We start from the raw sequence: 20648 nt of genomic DNA, 5'->3' as shown, positions 1-20648 counted from the left end.
GTTCTCGCTACGCTGTCCGGCAGCGGTAGGCTGGTGCCGGATCCGCCCCGATAGCCCAACCGGCAGAGGCGTTCGGCTCAAACCCGATCCAGTGTGGGTTCGAATCCCACTCGGGGCACCACATTTGCCAGCAAGCGATACACCCGGAGCGGTGTTTTCGCAGGTCACGGCGTTATGCATAGTGACATCATCGCCATTTCGCGCATCTGGCACAAGGGGCTACAGCCCAGAAGTGTTGTCAAAAGTGTTGTCACGTCGACACCCCAGGAGCTTCGTGGAGATCATCCTGTTGCTCACCACCAAGAAGGGCAGTTACTCCGGCAGCGCCAACGGGGTACCCCTGTTCTGACCCCACCACGAACGATCCTGCCGGGCGTCGCCCACTGCCAACACGGGTGCTGAACCGCACTGGGTTCGATGGAGACTCGGATTATTGGATTCCGACCAGGGGTTGGTCGGTCCGTTGAGCAGCATAATAGGCCTGCTCGTGCTCGGCTGGCGGTAGGTCGCCGAGGTAGCTGTGCAACCGGTCGTTGTTGTGCCAGTGCACCCAGCCCAGGGTGGCCAGTTCGACGTCCTCGACGGCCTTCCAATGGCCGCGCGCTCGGCGCGGATCGGACCGCGGATGAGTTCGGCCTTGTAGTAGCCGTTGGTCGTCTCGGCTAGGGCGTTGACGTCCCTATAGGTCAAGACTTGGCGTGGGAGCCTCTTGAGCGGCTCGTTGCCGGGCGCGGTGGTCGGTCATGACGGCCTGGTAGATCTCGCGGGCGAGGTACCGCTTGAGGCAGCGGATGATGTCGCGTTTGGACAGTCCTTCGGCCGTGCGTCTGGTCACGTAGTCGATGGTCGGTTGGTGGAAGCGCATGCGGACGATGACCTGAGTTGGCTCACGGCCAACTCAGGCGATGCCCAGCGGGGCTCTGAGCGTCGGTGCGTGGGCGCGTGTGAGGTCGTCCAGGATGGTGTCGTGCTGGCCGATCTCGGTGTTGAGGCTCTGGTAGCGCCTGGCCAGCGTCCGCAGCGCGTGCTTGGCACTGGCGGTCGGGGATGAGACCGCTCCCGGACGCAAGGCTGCGCACCTGTCGATGAGGACCATGTCCGACAGGCCGGTGAGCTTCTCACGCAACTCGGCGGGCACGGTCACGATGAGGGCCTTGAGCGTGACGACCGCGCTGGTGCGGGCCTTTTGCGTGCGGTGTCGCGCGCGATCTTGACCTGACGGATCATCTCGGCGGTGCCGTCGGCGGACTTCGGGATCGCGAGGGCCTCGCCGCCGAGAACTGCACGAGCGGCTGCTTCAGCATCCAGGGTGTCGCTCTTGCCGTTGCTGCGTCGTCCGCGGCGGTCGCCACGGTTGACCTCGATGACGCGGTGCCCCGTCCGGCGCAGGAAGCTGGCCAGACCAACGCCGTAGCTGCCGGTGCCCTCGACCCCGAAGGCGATGACGCGGCCGTTCCCGGCCAGCGACGCTGCCCACGCCTCAAGCTGGGCGTACCCCTGGCGGTTGGCGGCGACGTGCTGTGCTGCGATCCGTGCGCCCAGGTGGTCGATGGCGACGTGCACGTACTTGTGGGTGTCGACGCCGACGATGAGTCGCCGGGCGGCAATCTGCTCGACGGGCACTACGGTCATACTGGTCATGGCTGCCCTTCCGGTGGTCGGAGCCAACTGGCCAGGGCGGGCAGGACAAGACTGTGATGGGTCGGGTTTGACGATCAGGCCCCTATTGCGTCACCGCCTCCCCGGCCAGCCGGCGTGTGCGTTGATCGCCACCTTGACCCGTGTGCCGACAGATCAACGCCAAGGCACCACGGCCAGTCGTAAGCAAGGGCCAGGCACCGGCCAGGCAGCGCTCTCATTCTGCTCACAGTCATAACTGTCGCCGACGGTGCCGATCGAGGGGACCGCGCCGATCTCGGCGAGGTGTTCGCCGTAGCGCAGCGAGGTGAACTGGGACCCGGCATCGGAGTGGCACCGAAGCCCGTCCAGGTGGGTGCCGCGGGACCAGCGGGCCATCTCGATGGCATCCAGGACCATCTGGGTGCGCATGTGCCCAGCGACCCGCCAGCCGACGATCATCCGGGAGAACGTATCGATGATGAAGCACACGTAGGCGATCCCGGCCCAGGTCGGTACGAACGTCAGATCCGTCACCCACAACTGGTTCGGGGCGGTGGCGGTGAAGTCGCGCTTGACCAGGTCCGGATGCCTGGGCGCGCCCTGGTCCGGGCCGGTGGTGCGCACCCGTCTGGTGCGCACGGCCCCGGCGATGCCCTCAGCGCGCATCAGCCGAGCGACCTGGTCCCGGCCTACGTTGTGGCCGGCCCGGCGGGCCGCCTTCCACAGTTCGCGCACCCCGTAGACGCGGTAGTTGTCCTGCCACAACTGGCGCAGCACCGTCCTCAACTCGACATCGCGTACCGCCCGGGCTGAGGGCTGGCGATTCTTGGCGGCGTAGTAGGTGCTCGAAGCGATCTGTACCCCTGCCGTGCGCAGGACGGTGCAGATCGGCTCGACTCCGAGCCTACGACCATCGACGACCTCCTCCCGATTGGCGTCGTTGAACGCCACGATCACTTGTGTTGGCGGTCGAGCTCCGCCCCGAAGAAACTGGCGGCCCGCTTCAGGATCTCGTTGGCCCGGCGCAACTCACGTTTCTCCTGCTCCAGCGCCTTCTCCCGGGCGCTGCGCTCAGTGCTGATCCCCGGCGCGTCTGCGGCGTCGATGTCGGCCTGCTTGACCCAACTCCGCACCGACTCCACCCCATAACCCAGTTGATCAGCGACCCTCAACACCGTCCCCTGCGACGTCCCCAACTCTGCACGCAGGGCGCGCACCATCCGCACCGCAGCCGCCTTCTCTTCCTCGCTGTACCGACGTGTCGTCGGCTTCCCAGCAGAACCTTGTCGTGGCATGAGACCACCCTCGTTCCCAAACTCAGGAGTCTCTACCAAACCCAGTGCGGTTCAGTGGCACCCCAGTAGGCGTACCAGCCGGCCCCGCCCAGCGCACCGGCGAACAGCGCCCAGCCCCACCAGGGCGTCCCGCGCAACCACGACGACAAGTTGTGCATGAAGCCGCCGCGTGCAGGCGTCGGTGGTGCGTCGCCCGTGCCCTTGTAGGGGTCAAGGATGTCCACAGTCGCCTCCATGTTGGATGGTGGCGCTCTATGTGCGGCAGATGGTCAGTCTGTGCAGTCGGCCAGGAACCGCAGCAGCATGGTGGCCTCGTCCGTGGAGAACAACTCATCCAATGCCAGGTTGAACTCCAGCTTCCGTGCCACCGGCACGTTCACGGTGTCGTACCCACTGGACATGAGGATCCCGGAGGCCATGAGTCGTGCCGTGCGTTTGTTGCCATCGAAGTAGAACTGCGCCCTGGTGGCCGAGGCGAAGTAGATCAACGCCCGCTTCCTGGGGTCGGCGACAGTATTCAGATACTCCACCATCCCCTCATACCGTGCCATTAGGTCGGCACCGCCGGCCCCGTGCTCGATACCCTCCACGGTCCCACCGCTGGCCAGTCTCACGCTCCCCCCACCGGTGACATCACCTTCACCGCGAAAGTGCCCAGACTCGATCGCTTCGTGCCTGGCCAACAGGCCGTGCAGCCGGTCGGAGGTGTCTTTGGACATGATGAAGGTGCCATCGGCGACCATCTCGTCCAGTTCGTTGTACGCCTCGGACAGCGCTAAGACTTGGTCTTGCTCGAAGCGTGTGCGACCGCCCACGGTGCCGCCCTCCAGCAGGGTGCGCACATCGGGCAGGGTGAACGTATTCCCTTCCAGGGCGGCAGCGTTCCACACCAGATCTGGCAGGCGCGCCCTGAAGCGAGCCCGGGCCCGATCGGTACCCGAAGGTTTTATGCCGTCCACGTCGAAGTGATCGAAGGTGATGCCAAGGGCGTCGCGCTGCGCATGCCGCTCAACGGGGTCCACCGGTGCGGACAGGTGCACGTCTTGCGGCTCATCGCGGCCGGGTCGGGGGCGCTTGAGGTACTGATTGGAGCCAACAGCCCACTTGCCTGGCCTGTTCACCATGTCGAGGCCTCCTTCAGTGCTATATCGGCAACCTCGCCGCCGAGGCTGATGGAGTCCATGACGATCTGCATGGGGGCGGCGTAGCTGACGTGGTTGTGCACGAACGACCCTTGGTGCAGTTCAGGTTCGGCGGGTACCACGATTAGCGCGGCCCCGGCTGGTGCTGGGCCTTGGTACCACTGTCGTCCTGTGAGCAATCTGGTGAAAGCAGACGGGTCCTGGTACCACACCACTGTGGGCTCGGGGCAATCGTCGGTCAGGTCCGGCAGGATGAGCCCGGCTGCACCTGAGACAGCCCACGCTTCTCCGTAGGTGTGACCGGTAGAGGCGATGTGCCCCAAGGTAGGGGCTTTGCGGGTGTAGAAGGCGCCTGGGCGCAGTCGTACGCCTGCTGCTTCGCCGGCCTGGCGGGCAATCTCCAGCGGCTCACCGTTGGCCCAGCGCTGCAGGCGGTCCTGCCAGGTGCTGATGGGTAGTTCACCGGGGTTGTAGTCGTCCAGCATTGCGCGTGCGGCTGCCGGCGCCAACGGGTCTGATAGTGGCTCGGTAACGGCGGGGATCGATTGTCCGCAAGCGGCGAGGATCTCTACTAGCGTCGCGATAGACGGGGAGACTTCCGATGCGAGCACGCGGTGGATCGTGGAAGCGGACACCCCGGAGCGCCGGGCGACCTGACTGATAGTCAACCCGGAGTCCCTGATGGCGGCCTGAACTAACGACCCGAATGAGTCTCGCATATATGGGAGCATAGCAGGCAGGTAACGCATATATGGGAGCCTGTGGCCTAAACCTCGATCCACCGATCGGGTAACCGGGCGGTGGATCGAGGCTTAGCGATGTGCAGTCCCCCGATCCTGGGGATGGCGTGCAGTGTGAGCAGCCGGTGGTAACTGTCCCATGTGCTTTCTGAGACGCGCTTGCTCTTGAGCCACTTCAGCGCGTAAGGCTCGAAGGTGTCGGCGCTTACCGTGGTGCGCTGCCCCCTCTCCGCCTTGGAGAGCATGTCCCTGAGTTCCTGGCGCGCTGCTCGCTCTGTTTCGAAACCACGTCTGGTGCGTTGGCGTCGGCCGAGTTCTGGCCGGTCTGGGTCCTTGTGTTCGCGCCAGGAGATTCGCCACCTGGGACCGGTGGCCGATTGATATGGGGTGATCGAACCTTCACCATCGCTGCGTCTGCGGCGTGTGCTCATGCTGCGGTCTGGGGGATGTCGAAGGCGTCGAGTACGGCATGGGTGGGGATGAGAAGTTTGCGGCCCAACTTACGACCGGGGAGTTCCCCTTTTTCGATGGAGCTGGCCACGGTGCGGGCGTCGATGCCGAGTAGGGCGGCGACCTCGGTGTGGGTAATGGCGATCCTGTCGGTGGTGCGCAGGTCGTGGACGGAGGTGATGCGTTTGTTGTTGGTCATGATCCCCCTATGTGCGGCAGATGCGACTGCGTGTCCTTGGTGCTCCGGCGAGGCCGATTCGGGCACTGAACGCGCCATGTGTCGCGGCCCGTTTTGAGATGTTCCGCTTCTGAAGTGTTGTCAAAACCTGTTGTCACGCCGTAGTGACAGCAAGCTCTGAGTGGAGAAAGTGATGTATCGTTGCAGGTCACAGCGTTATGGTCGGTGAAAGGGCCCAGTGTTGGTGTGGGGGTTTGAATCCCACTCGGGGCACTGACATACTGCCACCTCCAAACCCTTCCGATTGCACCGACGGCTTGCTCTCGCGGTGAGTTCCGGGGCTGTGGGGCCCGGTCGATCTCATCCTGCCGCCGGCGACGCTATCGCCGTGCGCCGGTGCGTCGTGATCTTCACTGGGGTCGAGGCAGCAGAAAACAGTGTGCGGATACCCCCACGGCACGATCAACCTCGCCAGTCAAAATGAGACCCACGTCACATTTGCGGCTAAGGTGGAGAGAACTCGACGGGGAGGTTGAGATGCCCACGCACTCAGCGGCTGAGAGCGGCCGGGGGGCCGCCGACGGCACCAGTCCGCGACCGGTCGTGACCATCTGGGGACAGTACGGCGCCGGAGCCGAGGCCATCGGAAGGGTCGTGGCCGAGCGGCTCGGACTGCCCTACCACGAGCAGGCCTTCAGCTCCGAGGAGATCGCGGGTGGTACCGATGCCGGATCGTTGAAGAACCGGGCGACCCTGGCCCAGGTCTTCTCGGCGATGGGCGGGGCCTACGGAGGCTTCGAGGGGCGCGACGTCGTCACGACCCAGAAGGAGAAGCGCGACCTCGTCGCCGACAACAACGACACCGTGTGGCGCTACGCCGAGGAGGGCGGGGTGATCATCGGGCGTAACGCGACGGTCATCCTGGCCGCGCGACCGCGCACCGTGCACGTCCTGCTCACCGGCGACGTCAAGGACCGGGTGCAGCGGGCGGCGGAGGCCACCGGGATCCCGGTCGACAAGGCGGCCCGGCGTCAGGGCCGCGAGGACCAGGTCCGCGCCGACATGTCGCGGGTCCTGTACGGCTGGGATCCGCACGATCCCGCCCGCTACGACCTCGTCATCAACACCAGCCGCATCCCTGAGTTGGCCGTCGCCAACGTGATCGTCGACGTCATCGAATCGAGTACGCGATGAGCACCATCCACCCCGGAGGGGCAGCAATGGCCGCCCCCACGCCATCTTCGCCATTGACCGGCCCGCGCACTCTGACCCTGCGGAACTACCTCGCCTACGCCGCCGGAGACGCCGCGAACAACCTGTCCTTCACGATGGCCGGGATGTTCCTCATCCTCTACTTCACGAACGTCGTGGGAGTGGAGGGGGCGATCGTCGGCACAATGTTCCTCTTCGTGCGCCTCGTCGACGCCATCAGCGACGTCGCAGTGGGCCGGCTGATCGACGCCAAGAAGGCCGGGCGACTGGGCAAGTTCAAGCCGTTCATCCTGTGGTTCTCGTTGCCACTGCTGGTGTCGAGCTGGGCGATCTACTCGGCGAAGATCATTTTCCCCGACATCTCCGGCGGCGCGGCAGTCGCCTATATGTACATCACCTACATCCTGATGGGATCGATCTTCTACACTCTGGTAAACATCGCCTACGGATCGATGGCGCCCTCGATCACCCAGGTCCCGGCCGAGCGCGGAAAGCTCGCCGCCTTCCGCGGCTACGGCGCCGCACTGGCCGTCCTCGCGCTGGCCTTCATCATCGCCCCGCAGATCCGGGCCAACGAGCAGGACCCCGCGGCTTTGCAGCAGTCGCTGTTCATCACCACCGGCGCCTTCGTCGTCGTCGGCATGCTGCTCTACCTGTTCCTCGTGTTCAACACCCAGGAGCAGGTCGCCCGCCCTATGGCCACCGTCTCCCTGCGCGACAGCCTGCGCACCCTGGTCGCGAACAAGCCCCTGTTGCGGCTCTCGCTCGGCGCCGTGCTCTTCCTCACCGGGATCACCGCGTTCAGCACCCTGGGCGCCTACATCGCTATCTACGTCCAACGCGACGCCCAGTACATCGCCTGGAACACGCTGGCCCAGACGCTGGCGATCTTCATCGTCGGGCCACTGATCCCCACCCTGGTGCGCACGATCGGCAAGCGCAGCGGATACTTACTGTTCGGTGGCGTCGGCATCCTCGGCGCCGCAGTTCTCGGGCTAGCCCCCCTGGGCGAGATCGCGATGCTCGGCCCGGTCGCGTTCTTCTTCGTCGGCATCGGCCTCAATGGCGTCAATACCCTCATGTGGGCCCTGGAGGCCGACTGCGTCGAGTACGGCGAGTGGCAGACCGGCCAGCGCACCGAGGGCACCACCTACGCCGTCTTCTCCTTCACCCGTAAGATGGGCCAGGCGCTCGGCGGCTTCGTCGGCGGCCTGGCGCTGACCTGGGCAGGATTCAGTGCGACGGCCGCCTCCTCCGGGGAGGACCAGGCGGCCGGGGTCGCCGGCAACATCCAGATCTGGGCCGGCGGGCTGGTGGGCGGATTCATCCTGCTCTCGCTGCTGGTGATGGCTGCCTATCCGCTGACTGAGAAGAAGTTCCGCGAGATCACCGAGGCGATCGCCATCCGCCGCACCAACGAGCCGCGCTGACCGGGCCGGCGGGCTCCTGACCTCTCGGTTGGCCGCCTACCCGCCCGACGGCGGCTCTGGATCGGCCCGAAAGTCCTGGCGCGGCGGGGCAGGCTGGGGCGGGTTGGGTCGATACCGCCCAGACGGAGTGTTAGAGCAGGTTCTCGTAGCCCAGGGCGACGAGGTTCTTTCGGGAGGTGGCCAGGCAGTCGAAGGGGTCGCGGCCGTACTGGTTGTCCTGCTCGATGAACAGGTACTTGGCTCCCGCCTCGATGGCGGTGTCGATGACTTCGCGCCACTCGAGGGTGCCCTCGCCCACCTCGGCGAACTGCACCACCCCGGTGAAGGCCTGCATGAAGGCCTGGAGGTCCCCGGCCCTCAGCGCCTCGAAGGCCGAGGGGTCGAGATGTCCGATCCGGTAGTCCTTGAGGTGCACCAGGTCCACCAGGCCGGCGTACCTCTGCAAGGTGCGAACCGGATCCTTGCCGCCGCGCTGGACCCAGTGCACGTCGATCTCCAGGCGCATGTTCGGGGCGGCGTCACGGATGATGTCGAGGATCAACTCCCCGTCCAGCTTCGCGAACTCGATGTGGTGGTTGTGGTAGTGCAACGTAAGCCCGTGCTCGGCCAGCCGCACGGCTGCCTCGTCGGCCTGCCGGCAGAAGTCCAACAACTGCTCGTGGGAGGCCATCGCGTCGAAGGGCATCATCCCGATGCGCAGCCGCTCGGCACCCAGCGCCTTGGCGTCCGCGACGATCTTGTCGAAGTCGGAGGTCAGCGAGTCGTTGGGGGCGCCCTCGGGCGCCTGGACGGCGGCTGACAGCGCCCCGAAGTCGATGCCAAACTCCTCGCGGGCGCGTACCATCTGGTCGACGTTCTCCGCCGTCATCGGGATCTGCGAGACCTCCACGGCCCGGAACCCGACGTCTTTCTTGAGCCGGCGCAGTATCTCGAACGGTCCGGCCTCCTCCACCGCGGACTTGAGCATCATCATCTGCACACCGATGGTGGCCATTTGGATCTCCTCCTGTGATCGTGGCCGGTAGCCGGCTCGGGCGGGTGGTCAGTGCGTCGTGGCGGCCTCGCGGAACAGTTGAGGGTGGCTCTGGGCATAGACCTCCTGGACGATCCGCAGGCTCTTGAGTGCCTCGGCGGGAGTGATCCAGAAGGGCTGGTCGTCCTCGAGCCGACGGTAGAAGTCGTCGATGAGGATCTCGTGGGACACCCCCCAGTAGGTGCGCCCGCTGGTGGGCGCCTCCCGTTCGGTCACCACCTCCACCCGGCCGTCGGCCCGAGTGATGCGCAGGTCCCCGCGTAGGGACAACGAGCCATGCTCGGCGAAGACGTCGAGGGTGACGGGGCTGTGCACCACGTTGGCGAGGGTGCCGTAGAAGACGCTGCGTGCGCCGTCCTCATGGGTGAGCAGCAGTTCGGCGGTGTCCTCCACCTCGATCACGTCCGCGTACATCCGCGTGGTGGCGCAGCCGGAGACGGTGGCCACGTCCCCCACCAGCCACTGGAGCAGGTCGATGGTGTGGATCGCCTGGTTGATGAGCAGGCCGCCACCGGCTGTCTCCCACCGCCCGCGCCAGGGCTTGGCCTGGTAGTAGCCGGCCGTGCGGGTCCACATCACCGTTGCGCTGGCTCCCTGCACCGCGCCGAGTTCGCCGGAGTCCAGCACGCGCCGGGCCGCCTGGGAGGTGAGGTTGTAGCGGTTCTGCAGGCACACCCCGATCCGGGCCGAACTCTGCGCGGCGGCCGCCACAATCCGCTCCCCGTCCGACAGCCGGTGCGCCAGTGGCTTCTCGAGCAGCACGTTGACACCGGCGGCCAGGCAGTCGATCACCACCTGGGTGTGCTCGTGGTGCGGGGTGCAGACATGGACGATGTCGGGGCGCACCTGGTCCAGCATCGAGCCGTGGTCCGGGAAGGCCGGGACCCCGTAGCGCTCGCCCGCCGCCGCCGCTGTGGCCGGGTCGATGTCGCAGAGGGCGATCAACTCGATGTTGTCGAGGTCCTCAATGGCCTCGAAGTGGACGGTGGACACGTCCCCGCACCCCACCACGGCAGCGGTTCGCTTCATCTGGTCCTCCAGCAGGGGCAGGCCGGCCGCGTGCTCGTCGGTACTCGATGCCCTCGGCCACCTCGGCGAGGGCACGCATCCGGCGCAGGACCTCCTCGCGGTGGTCGTCGGGGCGGATGAAGAAGGAGAAGATCCGCACGTACCTGGCGCCGAAGTGATGGGCCACCTCCACCGCGTGCTGGGCGCGCTGGAGGTGGGCATCGAAGTCCTCGTCGATGAAGACCTTGCCGATCGGTGACCCGATCGCCGAGACCTTGAGGCCGTGCTCGGCGAGGATCCGGGCGGCGTCGGACAACTGCTGGGGGGTCGAGGTCCAGGACGTTGACGTCCCAGGCGCTGCGGAACTCCAGGTGCGTGAACCCCAGCCGGCCCAGCACCGCGCACTGTTCCTGCAGGTCGGGCGAGATCTCATCGGCGAATCCGGAAAGGGTCCACATGGTGATGTTCTCCTCGTTGAGGTGCTGATCGGCCTGAGCCTGATCCTGCTCAATCCGGGCCGTGCTCGCACCTCGAGCCTAGTCGTTGTCACCCTTTGCCACCGGGGCACCGCTTCACCTCTCGTGACGCACGTGACTGGGGCACACTAGGTTGACCGGTACCTAACGGAGGGGTTGTCATGGCGGACAAGGTCAGGCTCGGCATCATCGGCTTCGGCGCCCAGGGCCGGGTCTATGCCGACTTCATCGACAAGGATCTGGTGCCGAACATGTCGATCGGGGCGATCGCCGACATCGACCCGACCGCACTGGAGCGGGCCGCCCAGGCGTATCCCGAGGTCCCCCGCTACGAGGACTACCGCGAGGTCCTCGCCTCCGGGAAGGTGGACGCCGTCATCACTGCAACCCCGCACTACCTGCACCCGCAGATGGGCATCGCCGCCCTGGATGCCGGGATCCACGCCCTGGTGGAGAAGCCCGCCGGGGTGTACACCGCCCAGGTCAAGGAGCTCAACGAGTTCGCCGCGACCAAGCCCGACCTCACCTTCGGGATCATGTTCAACCAGCGCAACAACCCGCTCTACCGGCGGATCAAGGAGGTCGTCGGCGCCGGGGAGATCGGCAAGATCCGGCGGACCAACTGGGTGATCACCACGTGGTGGCGCCCCCAGCCCTACTACGAGCAGTCCGCGTGGCGGGCCACCTGGGGCGGTGAGGGCGGCGGCGTGCTGGTCAACCAGGCCCCGCACCAGTTGGACCTGTGGCAGTGGATCTGCGGGGTACCCAAGTCGGTGCATTCCAAGGTGGCCTACGGGTTCCGCCGGGACATCGCCGTCGAGGACGAGGTGACGGCGGTGGTCGACTACGGCGACGGCGCCACCGGGGTGTTCGTCACTGCGGTGCACGACATCGTGGGCACCGACCGCTTCGAGATCCTCGGCGACAAGGGCAAGATCGTCGTGGACGGCTCCCAGACCGCTACCGTCACCCGCCTGGTGAAGGACGAGCGGGAACTCTCGGACGAAATGGACATGGAGGACGTGCGCAAACTGTTCATGGGCGAGTTGGACCCCTCGAGCCTATACACCCAGGAGGTCCTCGAGTTCGACTCCCCGTGGGGTGCCCAGCACGCCGGGGTGCTGGAGAACTTCGCGGCGAACATCCTCGACGGCACGCCCCTGCTTGCGCCGGGCGACGAGGGCATCAACGGTGTCCGCCTGGCCAACGCGATCCACCTGTCCTCCTGGCTCGGACGCGAGGTCCCGCTGGACTTCGACGAGTCCGAGTACCTCAGGCTGCTCAACGACCGGATCCGTGCGGAAGGCAAGTTCCCCGAGCGCTGACCTGCCCGCGACGCTGCGCCGCGCCTCACCCGATAGCGAACGAGCACACGTTGAGTCGACGATCGCCGCCTCAACCGCCAACCGTGCCGGAGCGGTAGCGTCGCAGCGCAGGGGCGAGGTGCCTGCTGTCCTGGCAACACGGCAATGGAGATCACACGTGGCAGCACGGCCCCGCTTCGAGGAACTCGCGTGGCGATCGACCCCGATCGGTGAGCTCAGCCTGCGCCGCCGGGTGGAGCCGACCCTCGGGGTCGACGTGTACGAGGGCTCGCCTCGCGCTGGCCGAACTCGACGAGCAGGCCCTCGACGTCGTCGTTGGCGGAATGGGGCTGGGGTATACCGCGCGGACGGTGCGGGGCTTCCACGCCATCCTGCTGGACATCGACCCATTGACAGATTCAAACGACTCTCCGTAGCGTGCACTGCGCTGAGTCGAAACGCCAAAGGAAGCTCCAGAGAATGCAAAGAGGCATCACTTCCACGCGCATGATCGCCGCTACGGTCGCGCTTCTCGTCGCCCCCACGCTTATTGGGGTAGCGCCCCAGGCCACCGAGGTCAGCAACGGGTGGGAGGGCCCGTTGCCAGCACCGATACGCCCGGACATACCCCCAGGAATCGAGGCCTACGGCGGTGAACTGCCACTGGGCTCCCCGAGTCTGACTGAGGAGCGTGAGGTTGTCGACCTGGCGCCTGGCGTCACCTACACGGCGGTGACCCGGGGGGAGGCCGACGGCGTCTACACCGTCAACGTGCTGTTCACCACCGATCAGGCCGAGGCCCGCGAACTGAGCCGCGATCTCACCGCCGACGGATACCGCAATCGCGTGGAGCGGATCGTCCGGGAGATTCCCGACGACCCATCGTCCACCTCACCGGTCGGCTGGGTGGTGCGAACCGGGAACTTCGCCAGCACCGAGGCAGCGGCCGAACTGCAGGACGTCCTGGAGTCTGATGGACACCCGCGCGGTGCGGTGCGCCACACCGGTGAGGACGGTTTCCGCACCTCAGGGCCATGGGTGGTGAACATCCTGGAGATCGATCCCACCGAGTTCAACGGGACAGTGGAGCCAGTGCTCGCGAACGGCATGATCCCCGGTCTGGCGACCGTGCCGGAAACCGCCGTCGAGCATGAGGCCCTCGCCGCGGTGAACGGCGGGTTCTTCTGGGTGGCTGGTGAGGACGGCGTGGACGGGCAGATCGCCGGCCTTGCCATGACCGACGGCGATCTCGTCAGCGGACAGGCACAGGTCAGCCCGAACACCGACTTCGTGGACTTCCGAAGCGCTCTGCTGTTCCAGCCCGGTACTGACATGGTTGCGTCCGTGGACTCCGTCGGCGCTGAGCTCACGGCGACCTCCGGTGCGGTGAGCGCGCATGTGCACGGACTGAACCGCATCCCGCTCGATAAAGAACTGGTCCACCTCACCCCGGCCTTCGGCCCTGATACCGCGCCGGCTGCGGCCACCGAGCCCGGCACCGGCATCGAGGTAGCGCTGGACGAGGACGGTGTGGTCAGTGAGGTCCGGGAAGAGCGCGGCGGGGCCATCCCGGCCGATGGGTCGGTGCTCGTGGGGATCGGCTCCGGTGCGGAGTGGCTGGCCGAGCACGCTGCGGTGGGTCAAGCGCTGGCCGTCGACCACCACGTCACCACGGCCATCGGGGAGGCACTCTCCGATGAGGTAACCGGCTTGGTCAACGGTGGTCCACGGCTGGTGACCGATGGGCAGAAGGACCTGCAGCCCTGGGCCGATGGGTTCGCCGGATCTGCGGACTTCTTCTTCAGTTGGAGCATCAGCCGCCACCCGCGCACCGTGGCCGGAATCGCCGAGGACGGCACCGTCTTCTTCGTCACCATCGATGGTCGCCAGCCGGGGGTCAGCGCCGGGGCAAGCATCTGGGAAGCAGCCCGCGTTGCCCTGTCACTGGACGCCGAACACGCCGTCAACCTCGACGGCGGTGGGTCCACCACGATGGTGATCGACGACGTGCTCGTCACCAACCAGCCCCTGCGCGCCATCGCCGATGCGATCGTGATCGTGCCGCAGGAGTAGGTCCGGCAGAGTCTCGGCGTCAACCGCTGCCCCGATTGCTCTGGGACCTCGACACGGTCACCAGGCCTGGGCACCCCAAAAACCGTTCGGCGCGAATAGTCGCGCGACGCAGTCCTCCAAGTGCCCGACTTGCGCCATGAGGTCGACGACGGTGAATCGGTTGCGGATCATGTTTGATCGAACGTAACTCTCCCGGAACTTTTGCATGTCGAGGCCGATCTGAGCTGGGTGGGAGACAGCGCCGACGGCGTCGAGCCATTCCTGGACCTTCCCAGCGGGGACGAGTTGGTCGCGCAGTCGCCTGCGAAGTCCGGGCCATAGGTGCCGGATGGTCTCCAACCGTGCCCGCAGGTGCTCGGCGTCGACATATTTCTCCAACGAGCGCGCGACCGATGGCTCCACCATCGGGCCGTCCAACGCCGCTCGGACCGTGCGCTCCGCCTCCTCGCGGCTCGGCCAGGCCGCCACCGCCGCGTCCACGTCGATCCCCGTCAGGTCTAACTCCAGGACAACCTCGTACAGTGCTGCGACTGCTACGGTCCCCAGACCGACCTTCAGTCCGTGAGAGAGCGGGGGGTCAACGGTCATTCCCAGACCCTCCATCTCCCACAGGTGCGAGAAGTGGTGACCCGAACCGGATGCGGGTCGCGAACTCTGGTGCGCTTGCATCGCCAGACCGGACATCACCAGGCCCTCGGTGAGTTTGCGGACCGCTGCGGCCTCTCCGCGGACAAGACTTACCGGATCGGCCAGAGCGTCACGTAGCGGGTCCTGGACCAGACGCCAGATGTGATCATCGACCGGCTCGATCCCCAGGGCATCGGCGATGAGCCAGTCCGCACCGGCAGTCAGTTTCTCAACCAGGTCGCCGTAGCCCGTCGCGGTCAACCATGAGGGCGCCGCCGCAAGAATCCCCAGGTCCCCGACTATTCCGGCCGGAGCCGGGCAGTTCCGGGTGATCTTGAATCCGTCCCTGGTGATTGAGGCCCCGAACGCGGCGTAACCGTCCTGGGAGGGTGCGGTGGCGACCACCAGGTACTCCCGGTCCGATTCACCGGAGGCAAGTTTGGTGATGTCGTTCAACGTCCCCGATCCCACACAGACCGCGTGCGCTGCGACATTCGCGAGATGGTCGCGCAGCGCTTGCACGTTGGTGTAATCGCCGTACAGCGTGGGTGTACCCGGGAAGATGAACGCCGGCTCGACCTCGACACCGGCAGCGCGAAGCGACTCCTCGACTCGTCGGCCGGCGACGGCGTAGGTGTTGTCATCGGCAATAACGATCGCCCGGGCTGCATGGCCGAACAGATCGGTGAAGACGATGCTGACCTGCGCCAGCGCATCGTTGCCAAGCGCGATCCGGCGGGTATCGGTTGCTGCGGCCAGGGCGGCGTCAATGCGTTGATTCGTCATGGTTTCCCTTCATGGCGCGAGTGGCCGCTCGCCGGCTGCGCACGCGAACTCATCCCTTCACCGTTCCGGCAGTCAGCCCGCTGACGATCCAGCGCAGGGAGAAGATGGCGAAGAGGATCCCGGGCAGGATGGAGATCATCGTCGCCGCGGCCATCGGACCCCAGTCGATTGACTGGTGGGAGATGTAGGACTGGATCCCGGTGGTGACCACCGCGGTGTTCCGGCCGCCAAGAACCAGCGGCAGGATGTAACTGTTCCATGCCCAGACGAAGGACAGCATCAGACTCGCTGCCAGTCCCGGCAGGAGCAGTCGGAGCAGGACATGACGGAACGCTGTCCACCGGGTTCCGCCGTCAACGGCGACTGCCTCTTCGAGTTCCGGGGGCAGGTCCTCGATGAACGAGCGCAGCATCCACACCAGCATCGGCAACGTGACCAACTGGTAGGCGAGGATGAGGCCGAGATAGCTGTCCCGCAGGCCCACGCTCTGGAACATCAGGTAGAGCGGAAGGATGATGAGGAGTTCCGGAGCGAACCGTAGCGACAGGATCCCGAACGCGATGCTCTCCTGGCCCTTGAACCGGAACCGGGCAAGGCTATAAGCCGTGGGCAGTCCGATCACCAGGGTGAGTACCAACGAGCCGAGCGTGACGATCAACGAGTTGATGAACGGCTGCAGGAACCGGTCGTCGCTGAAGACGGTGAGGTAGTTGTCGATGGTCGGGGTGAAGACGAACTTGGGCGGGTAGGTGATGATGTCCTGCGGCGCCTTGAGCGACATCATGAAGATCCACACCAGCGGGGCTAGTGCGAACAGGCACCACAGCGTCAGTGCCCCGGCGGCGACCGATTGCTTGATCAGCCTGCGTCGTCTTCTCCCGCGCTGGTACTGCACGTCGGGCATGGTCACGACAGTGCCTCCTTCCGCCGGAACTTCAGCATCAGGTACGAGCTGATATAGCACAGCAGCCACAGCACGATCAGGCTTGCCATCGCCGCACCGAAGTTGAGGTTCCGGATGCCGTCGAGGTAGGCCTGTACGTGCAGGTTCGTGGTGGCGTTGACCGGTCCCCCTGCGGTGGTGGTGTAGATGATGTCGAACATCTTCAGTGAGTCGATCCCCCGGAAGGTCACGATCACGACCAGGATCGGCACCAGCAGCGGCAGGGTGATCTCGAAGAAGTTCCTGACCGGTCCAGCACCGTCCACGGCGGCCGCCTCGGCCAGTTCCTGCGGAACACTGCGCAGACCGGCTTGGGCGAGAAGCACAACGAACGGGGTGAAGATCCACACGTCGATGAGAATGACGGACATCAGCGCGGTGTCGGGACTGCTCAGCCACAGCAGGGTGGGCAGCCCGGCCGATTCCAGGATGTAGTTGACGACGCCGTTCTCGGTCAGCATGACGTTCCACATCAGCGCCGCGATCACTGGGGGCAGCAGTAACGGCAGGACGATGACGAGCCTGAAGTAGGACCCTAATCGGCTGTAGTTGAGCAGCAGAGCCAGGGCCATCCCGATGAGCAGTTCCAGTGCGACCACGCTCAGTGCGTAGGTGAAGGTGATGTTGATGGCGTGCAGGCCGTCGCCTGAGGTGAACAAATTGACGAAGTTCCGACCCCAGTTGAATTCCGGGTCGCCCCGGTTCAGCCGGTAGGACGTGAACGCCCAGTACGTGCCGGTGAGGAAGGGATACAGGATCGCGACGATCACGGCGATACCAGGCAGGACGAGTAGGTAGGGCAGTGCTGGTCTGTGCTTCATAAACTCAAGTCCCGATGTGGGGCCCAGGGGCAGGGCGGAACGTTCTGGGGGTCGGCGGGTCGGCTTCCACGGCGGCACCGGACGAGCGATCCCTGGTGGCCCGGGCGAGCCGGGGCCACCAGGGTCTCGCCGCCTACTCAATGACGGCGTCGATCCGTTCCGCAGCGTCGTTCAGCGCGTCCTCGACGGACTCCTGCCCGAGGACGGCGGACTGGATCGCCGTAGCCCATATGTCGCCCGCCTCAGTCCAGGTGGCGGAAGGGGAGTATGCCCATTCGGCGTACTCATGCAAGATCTCCTGCCAGACCTCGTTGTAGTCACCCCAGTCCTCGGTGGCTGCTGACATCTCCGGGCCTTCGGCCACCGAGACGCGGGTGGGGTTCATGTTCCCGTGATCAATCGCCTCGGTCATGACTTCCTTGGACGTTGCCCACTGCATGAACAACCATGCGGCTCCCTTGTCCTCGGAGTGCGCGTTCATTCCCAGCGACCAGATCCACATGCTCGAGCCCCGTCCGGCCGGCCCTTCCGGCGGCAGGGCATAGCCCACTTTCCCGGCGATGTTGCTACCTTCACGCTCGAAGTCCGGTGCCATGTGGTCGGCGTCGATGTAGAAGGCGGCGTTGCCCGCGAGGAAGTCCTGCTGTGCCTCATACCAGGTGTAGGTGGCCGCTGCCTGCGGGGCGTGACTCATTAGGTCGACCCATTGCTGCGTTGCTGCGATCGACTCCGGTGAGTTGATCGCGGCTTGGCCGTCGACGATGTCGACCGCGCCGTGGGCAAGAAAGAAGGTGCTGAAGGGGTTGAGGGTCGGGAACGTTCGATCGCCGCGGCTGACGAAGCCCGAGACCGTCTGTCCTTCGAACTCGTAACCGTCCAGGCGTTCGGCCGCCTCGATCAGTTCATCGATCGTCTGAGGCACCTCGACGCCGGCATCCTCGAGAATGTCCTGGCGATAGAACAAGGCGTAGCCTTCCTCATTCGCCGGAAGTGCCCACAAGGATCCCTCCCCCGCGCCGCCCCACTCCGTGGTGTCCCAGCGCTGAGAGGCGATGGCGGCATCGAAGAAGTCGTCGAAGTCCCAGTCCGGTGCGGTGTAGCGCTCGTCCTCGACCCAGGGGTCGAGTTCCTCGAGCCACCCGGCCGCCGCGTACTGATAGTTCATCGGTTGCGATGTCATCAGGACGTCGTAGTCGGAACTTCCAGCCTGGAGTTCGGTGAGGACGCGGACCATGTAGTCGGTCTCGGTGAGGGTCTCAAGCGTGACGTCTATGCCCGTCAAGTCCTCGAACTCCGGCAACTGCGCGGACAGGGCGTTGGCCAGCGGGTGCTCATTGAACAGGAGGTTGAGCTCGCTACCTTCGTAGTTCCGCCAATCGAACGATTCGACTTCGTCCTCGGGCGGCCCTTCTGAGCCGCCTCCATTCACACAGCCGGCCATCAGTGCCAAGACGGCGATGGTGCCCAGCCCCGTGACCAAGCCGCGACGTGTGGACATTCGGTGGTGCTGTCGCATGAGTTCTCCTTGGGCTCCTTCGCGAGCGGCTTTACTCGCGTGATCCCACAAGGTAGACCAACTGCTCGTAAGTGTGCGTACAGTGCTCATATGAGCAAAGTGCAGTTGGAGACACAAATGCGCTGCGCCTATGCCGCGATGCAGCATCTGCGCTACGGACGGTCCCTCATCGAAATAGCCGAGGAGCTGGGCATCTCGAGGTTCAAAGTCGCTCGTATGGTAAAAGAAGCACGCAATCTCGGTCTGGTGGAGGTGCGCCTGCACGTACCGGACCACGTTGATACCGAGATGTCGTATGCGCTCGCGCGGCGGTTCGGTCTGCGGAGCGCCGTCGTGGTGGCGACCTCAGTCGATGAGCCTGTGGCGGTCCGTGAGCAACTGGGGCGCGTAGGCGCCAGGGTGGTCGCAGAAGCCGTGCACGAGGACGACGTCGTCGGCGTCACGCCTGGGCGCACCATTGCCGAACTGTGCCAGGCGATCACCCAGTTTCCCACCTGTGATCTCGTGCAGGTGACTGGTGTTGCTGCCACCGACTGGGAGAAGGGCATGCAGGGGATCATGTCCCTGGGTGCACTGGCGGGGAGCCTGTACCCGCTGCATGGCCCTTTCGTCACCACCGACGAGTCATCCGCACGGGTGATCGCATCTCAACCCAGCGTGGCGCGATCCCTGCGGAAACTGGAGCACCTCGACAAGGCAGTGCTGTCGATCGGTGGCTGGCCCGACGGGTCCTTGCTTGCCACACAGTTGGAGGAACTGGGTGAGTTGAGATCGCTACGGGAACGCGTCGTCGGGGAGATCGGCACCACCCTCCTCGATGCCGACGGCCAGGTGGTCGACGCAATCCAGGGCCGAGTCATCGGCATCACGACCGAGCAGTTGGCTGCGATACCGGTCCGGATGGGGGTGGCCGGCGGTCCCGGGAAGCGCAAGGCTGTCCGAGCCGCCTTGCGGTCCGGGCTGATCGATGTGCTGGTCACAGATGTGCGAACGGCGCGCTATGCGATGGAGGGGCCTGGACGGATTGGACCCTAGTTCCTATGGAGAGTCCTGCGTGGATGCCCAGATGTGGCGCAACTGGTTGAGCACCACAGCGCTTGCCGGGGTGAGGTAGCGGCGCGGGTGGAGTAGTACGTGGACCTCGCAGTCCGGCAGTCTCGGTCCATCAAGCACGTGGAGGAGGCCGTCGCTGATGTTGTCGGTGGCGGCGATCGCCGGGAGGGCGGCCCAGCCCAACCCGACTGTCACGCATCGCTTGATGGCCTCAATGCTGCCGAAATGAGACCGGCGCCCGGCGGTCTCACCGTAGTGACGGAGATTGGTGGCGATGTTGTCGCTGTAGCCGCATCCCTCCTCGATGAGTAGCGCATCCTGGCGCGCAAGCAGTTCCCAAGTGACGGGGCCGTCAGGTGCCCTGCCTGGGCCGGTGAGCAGAACCAGTGCCTCATGTCCGAGCAACTCTGATCTCAACTCCGAGGCGGGAAGGCTGGGCTCCAATGTGAGTGCGAGGTCGACCGTACCTCGCCGGACGTGCTCCATAGCTTGACTGATTCCCCCGGGCGTCAGCCATATATCGATACCCGGTTCCGTCTCTCGCAGAACGGTCACGACGGGGGGTAGCCGGTAAGTACACAATGACTCCGGCGCCATCATGCGCACGGTGCCTCGGACGTCGTCGTCATCGTGAGTGGCGACGGCTTCCAGCCGGCCCTGTGCGTCCAGTACGTCTTCAGCGCGGGGAATCAACTGTGCCCCGGCCTCGGTAACGTGCACTCCGCTGGGCAGGCGATCCAGCAGCCTCGTGTGCAACTGGTGCTCAAGTTTCTGGATGTGACTGGTCACCGTGGACTGGGTGTAACCCAGTTCCAAGCCCGCATCCGTGAAACTGCGCAGGCGTGCCACGGCCAAGAAACTCCGCAACAGACGAGTATCCATTACCCCTCCTATCAGGAATGGCGATATGAACGATCGCCATTCATCGTTGGACGCGATAC

Annotated in this window: 20 protein-coding genes, 1 tRNA gene and 3 pseudogenes; 6 read left to right on the top strand and 18 right to left on the bottom strand. The window is 65.4% G+C overall.

Translation table 11 applies throughout. The annotated features are described in order from the left end of the window. The first annotated feature begins 44 nt into the window (after positions 1-44). Positions 45-121, top strand: a tRNA-Leu gene (locus tag ACO0LU_RS08265). A gap of 309 nt (positions 122-430) precedes the next feature. Here ACO0LU_RS08265 and ACO0LU_RS08260 read toward each other — a convergent pair. From ACO0LU_RS08260 to ACO0LU_RS08215, 10 genes and pseudogenes are all read right to left on the bottom strand, one after another. After that, a pseudogene (locus ACO0LU_RS08260) lies at positions 431-672 on the bottom strand (integrase core domain-containing protein); the annotation flags it as partial. An 82-nt stretch (positions 673-754) separates the two neighbouring features. Then, positions 755-877: pseudogene (locus ACO0LU_RS08255) on the bottom strand (IS110 family transposase); the annotation flags it as partial. A gap of 21 nt (positions 878-898) precedes the next feature. Continuing rightward, the gene (locus ACO0LU_RS08250) at positions 899-1144 is read right to left on the bottom strand and encodes a hypothetical protein (protein ID WP_424790894.1); all 246 of its coding nucleotides are present in this window, start codon (positions 1142-1144) and stop codon (positions 899-901) included. After that, the gene (locus ACO0LU_RS08245; protein WP_424790893.1) at positions 1141-1623 is read right to left on the bottom strand and encodes an IS110 family transposase; all 483 of its coding nucleotides are present in this window, start codon (positions 1621-1623) and stop codon (positions 1141-1143) included. Before ACO0LU_RS08245 ends, ACO0LU_RS08250 begins: the two co-directional genes overlap by 4 nt. A 246-nt stretch (positions 1624-1869) precedes the next feature. After that, positions 1870-2915 (bottom strand): annotated as a pseudogene (locus ACO0LU_RS08240) (IS3 family transposase); the annotation flags it as partial. Between the two features lie 32 nt (positions 2916-2947). After that, entirely contained in the window at positions 2948-3139 is a 192-nt protein-coding gene (locus tag ACO0LU_RS08235) for a hypothetical protein (protein ID WP_424790892.1), read from the bottom strand. A gap of 45 nt (positions 3140-3184) precedes the next feature. Beyond that, complete coding sequence (locus tag ACO0LU_RS08230; protein WP_424790891.1) at positions 3185-4039, bottom strand: Fic family protein; 855 nt, start codon at positions 4037-4039, stop codon at positions 3185-3187. Further along, positions 4033-4776 (bottom strand): helix-turn-helix domain-containing protein, encoded by a 744-nt coding sequence (locus tag ACO0LU_RS08225; RefSeq protein ID WP_424790890.1) that lies wholly within the window; start codon positions 4774-4776, stop codon positions 4033-4035. The genes ACO0LU_RS08230 and ACO0LU_RS08225 overlap by 7 nt, the downstream gene beginning before the upstream one ends. Before the next feature lie 47 nt (positions 4777-4823). Further along, positions 4824-5228: an Arm DNA-binding domain-containing protein gene (locus ACO0LU_RS08220; RefSeq protein ID WP_424790889.1), complete on the bottom strand. Its 405-nt coding sequence runs from the start codon at positions 5226-5228 to the stop codon at positions 4824-4826. After that, on the bottom strand, positions 5225-5446 hold the full coding sequence (locus tag ACO0LU_RS08215) for a helix-turn-helix domain-containing protein (RefSeq protein WP_424790888.1): 222 nt from the start codon (positions 5444-5446) through the stop codon (positions 5225-5227). The genes ACO0LU_RS08220 and ACO0LU_RS08215 overlap by 4 nt, the downstream gene beginning before the upstream one ends. A 516-nt stretch (positions 5447-5962) precedes the next feature. Between ACO0LU_RS08215 and ACO0LU_RS08210 the strand changes: the two genes are divergently transcribed. Together ACO0LU_RS08210 and ACO0LU_RS08205 are read left to right on the top strand one after the other, a co-directional pair. Beyond that, positions 5963-6619, top strand: coding sequence for an AAA family ATPase (locus tag ACO0LU_RS08210; RefSeq protein WP_424790887.1), 657 nt, complete (start codon positions 5963-5965; stop codon positions 6617-6619). Further along, positions 6616-8067, top strand: coding sequence for a glycoside-pentoside-hexuronide (GPH):cation symporter (locus tag ACO0LU_RS08205; protein WP_424790886.1), 1452 nt, complete (start codon positions 6616-6618; stop codon positions 8065-8067). The genes ACO0LU_RS08210 and ACO0LU_RS08205 overlap by 4 nt, the downstream gene beginning before the upstream one ends. Positions 8068-8197: 130 nt before the next feature. Here ACO0LU_RS08205 and ACO0LU_RS08200 read toward each other — a convergent pair whose 3' ends face one another. Genes ACO0LU_RS08200 through ACO0LU_RS08190 form a run of 3 tightly spaced genes read right to left on the bottom strand, consistent with a single transcriptional unit; the run spans position 8198 to position 10424 of the window. Beyond that, positions 8198-9061 carry a sugar phosphate isomerase/epimerase family protein gene (locus tag ACO0LU_RS08200; protein WP_424790885.1) on the bottom strand — a complete coding sequence of 288 codons (864 nt, stop codon included), beginning with the start codon at positions 9059-9061 and terminating at the stop codon, positions 8198-8200. A 48-nt stretch (positions 9062-9109) separates the two neighbouring features. After that, positions 9110-10129 (bottom strand): Gfo/Idh/MocA family protein, encoded by a 1020-nt coding sequence (locus ACO0LU_RS08195; protein WP_424790884.1) that lies wholly within the window; start codon positions 10127-10129, stop codon positions 9110-9112. Further along, entirely contained in the window at positions 10065-10424 is a 360-nt protein-coding gene (locus ACO0LU_RS08190; RefSeq protein ID WP_424790883.1) for a sugar phosphate isomerase/epimerase family protein, read from the bottom strand. Before ACO0LU_RS08190 ends, ACO0LU_RS08195 begins: the two co-directional genes overlap by 65 nt. A 321-nt stretch (positions 10425-10745) precedes the next feature. Between ACO0LU_RS08190 and ACO0LU_RS08185 the strand changes: the two genes are divergently transcribed. Continuing rightward, a complete protein-coding gene (locus ACO0LU_RS08185) occupies positions 10746-11909 on the top strand; it encodes a Gfo/Idh/MocA family protein (protein WP_424790882.1) in 1164 nt (387 codons plus the stop codon). A 486-nt stretch (positions 11910-12395) separates the two neighbouring features. Then, entirely contained in the window at positions 12396-13961 is a 1566-nt protein-coding gene (locus ACO0LU_RS08180; RefSeq protein ID WP_424790881.1) for a phosphodiester glycosidase family protein, read from the top strand. Positions 13962-14018: 57 nt separating this feature from the next. On the opposite strand, the gene ACO0LU_RS08175 is transcribed toward ACO0LU_RS08180, so the two are convergent. The 4 genes from ACO0LU_RS08175 to ACO0LU_RS08160 form a co-directional block, all read right to left on the bottom strand. Then, positions 14019-15374, bottom strand: coding sequence for a sn-glycerol-1-phosphate dehydrogenase (locus ACO0LU_RS08175; protein WP_424790880.1), 1356 nt, complete (start codon positions 15372-15374; stop codon positions 14019-14021). A gap of 49 nt (positions 15375-15423) precedes the next feature. Further along, positions 15424-16278, bottom strand: coding sequence for a carbohydrate ABC transporter permease (locus ACO0LU_RS08170; protein ID WP_424791216.1), 855 nt, complete (start codon positions 16276-16278; stop codon positions 15424-15426). Positions 16279-16280: 2 nt separating this feature from the next. Next, positions 16281-17138 carry a carbohydrate ABC transporter permease gene (locus ACO0LU_RS08165; RefSeq protein ID WP_424790879.1) on the bottom strand — a complete coding sequence of 286 codons (858 nt, stop codon included), beginning with the start codon at positions 17136-17138 and terminating at the stop codon, positions 16281-16283. A 133-nt stretch (positions 17139-17271) separates the two neighbouring features. Next, the gene (locus ACO0LU_RS08160) at positions 17272-18654 is read right to left on the bottom strand and encodes an ABC transporter substrate-binding protein (RefSeq protein WP_424790878.1); all 1383 of its coding nucleotides are present in this window, start codon (positions 18652-18654) and stop codon (positions 17272-17274) included. A 90-nt stretch (positions 18655-18744) separates the two neighbouring features. Here ACO0LU_RS08160 and ACO0LU_RS08155 point away from each other — a divergent pair, with 90 nt between their 5' ends. Next, positions 18745-19689, top strand: a complete 945-nt coding sequence (locus ACO0LU_RS08155) for a sugar-binding transcriptional regulator (RefSeq protein WP_424790877.1) — start codon at positions 18745-18747, stop codon at positions 19687-19689. A 3-nt stretch (positions 19690-19692) separates the two neighbouring features. Here the strand turns inward: ACO0LU_RS08155 and ACO0LU_RS08150 are convergent, their stop codons facing one another. Next, complete coding sequence (locus tag ACO0LU_RS08150; protein WP_424790876.1) at positions 19693-20589, bottom strand: LysR family transcriptional regulator; 897 nt, start codon at positions 20587-20589, stop codon at positions 19693-19695. Positions 20590-20648 lie beyond the last annotated feature (59 nt).

Origin of the sequence: Pseudactinotalea sp. Z1748 (assembly GCF_049725185.1) — a bacterium.
Lineage (GTDB): Bacteria > Actinomycetota > Actinomycetes > Actinomycetales > Beutenbergiaceae > CALKWS01.
The sequence above is the reverse complement of the archived record's forward strand: the minus strand, read 5'-3'. Positions and strand labels throughout refer to the sequence as shown.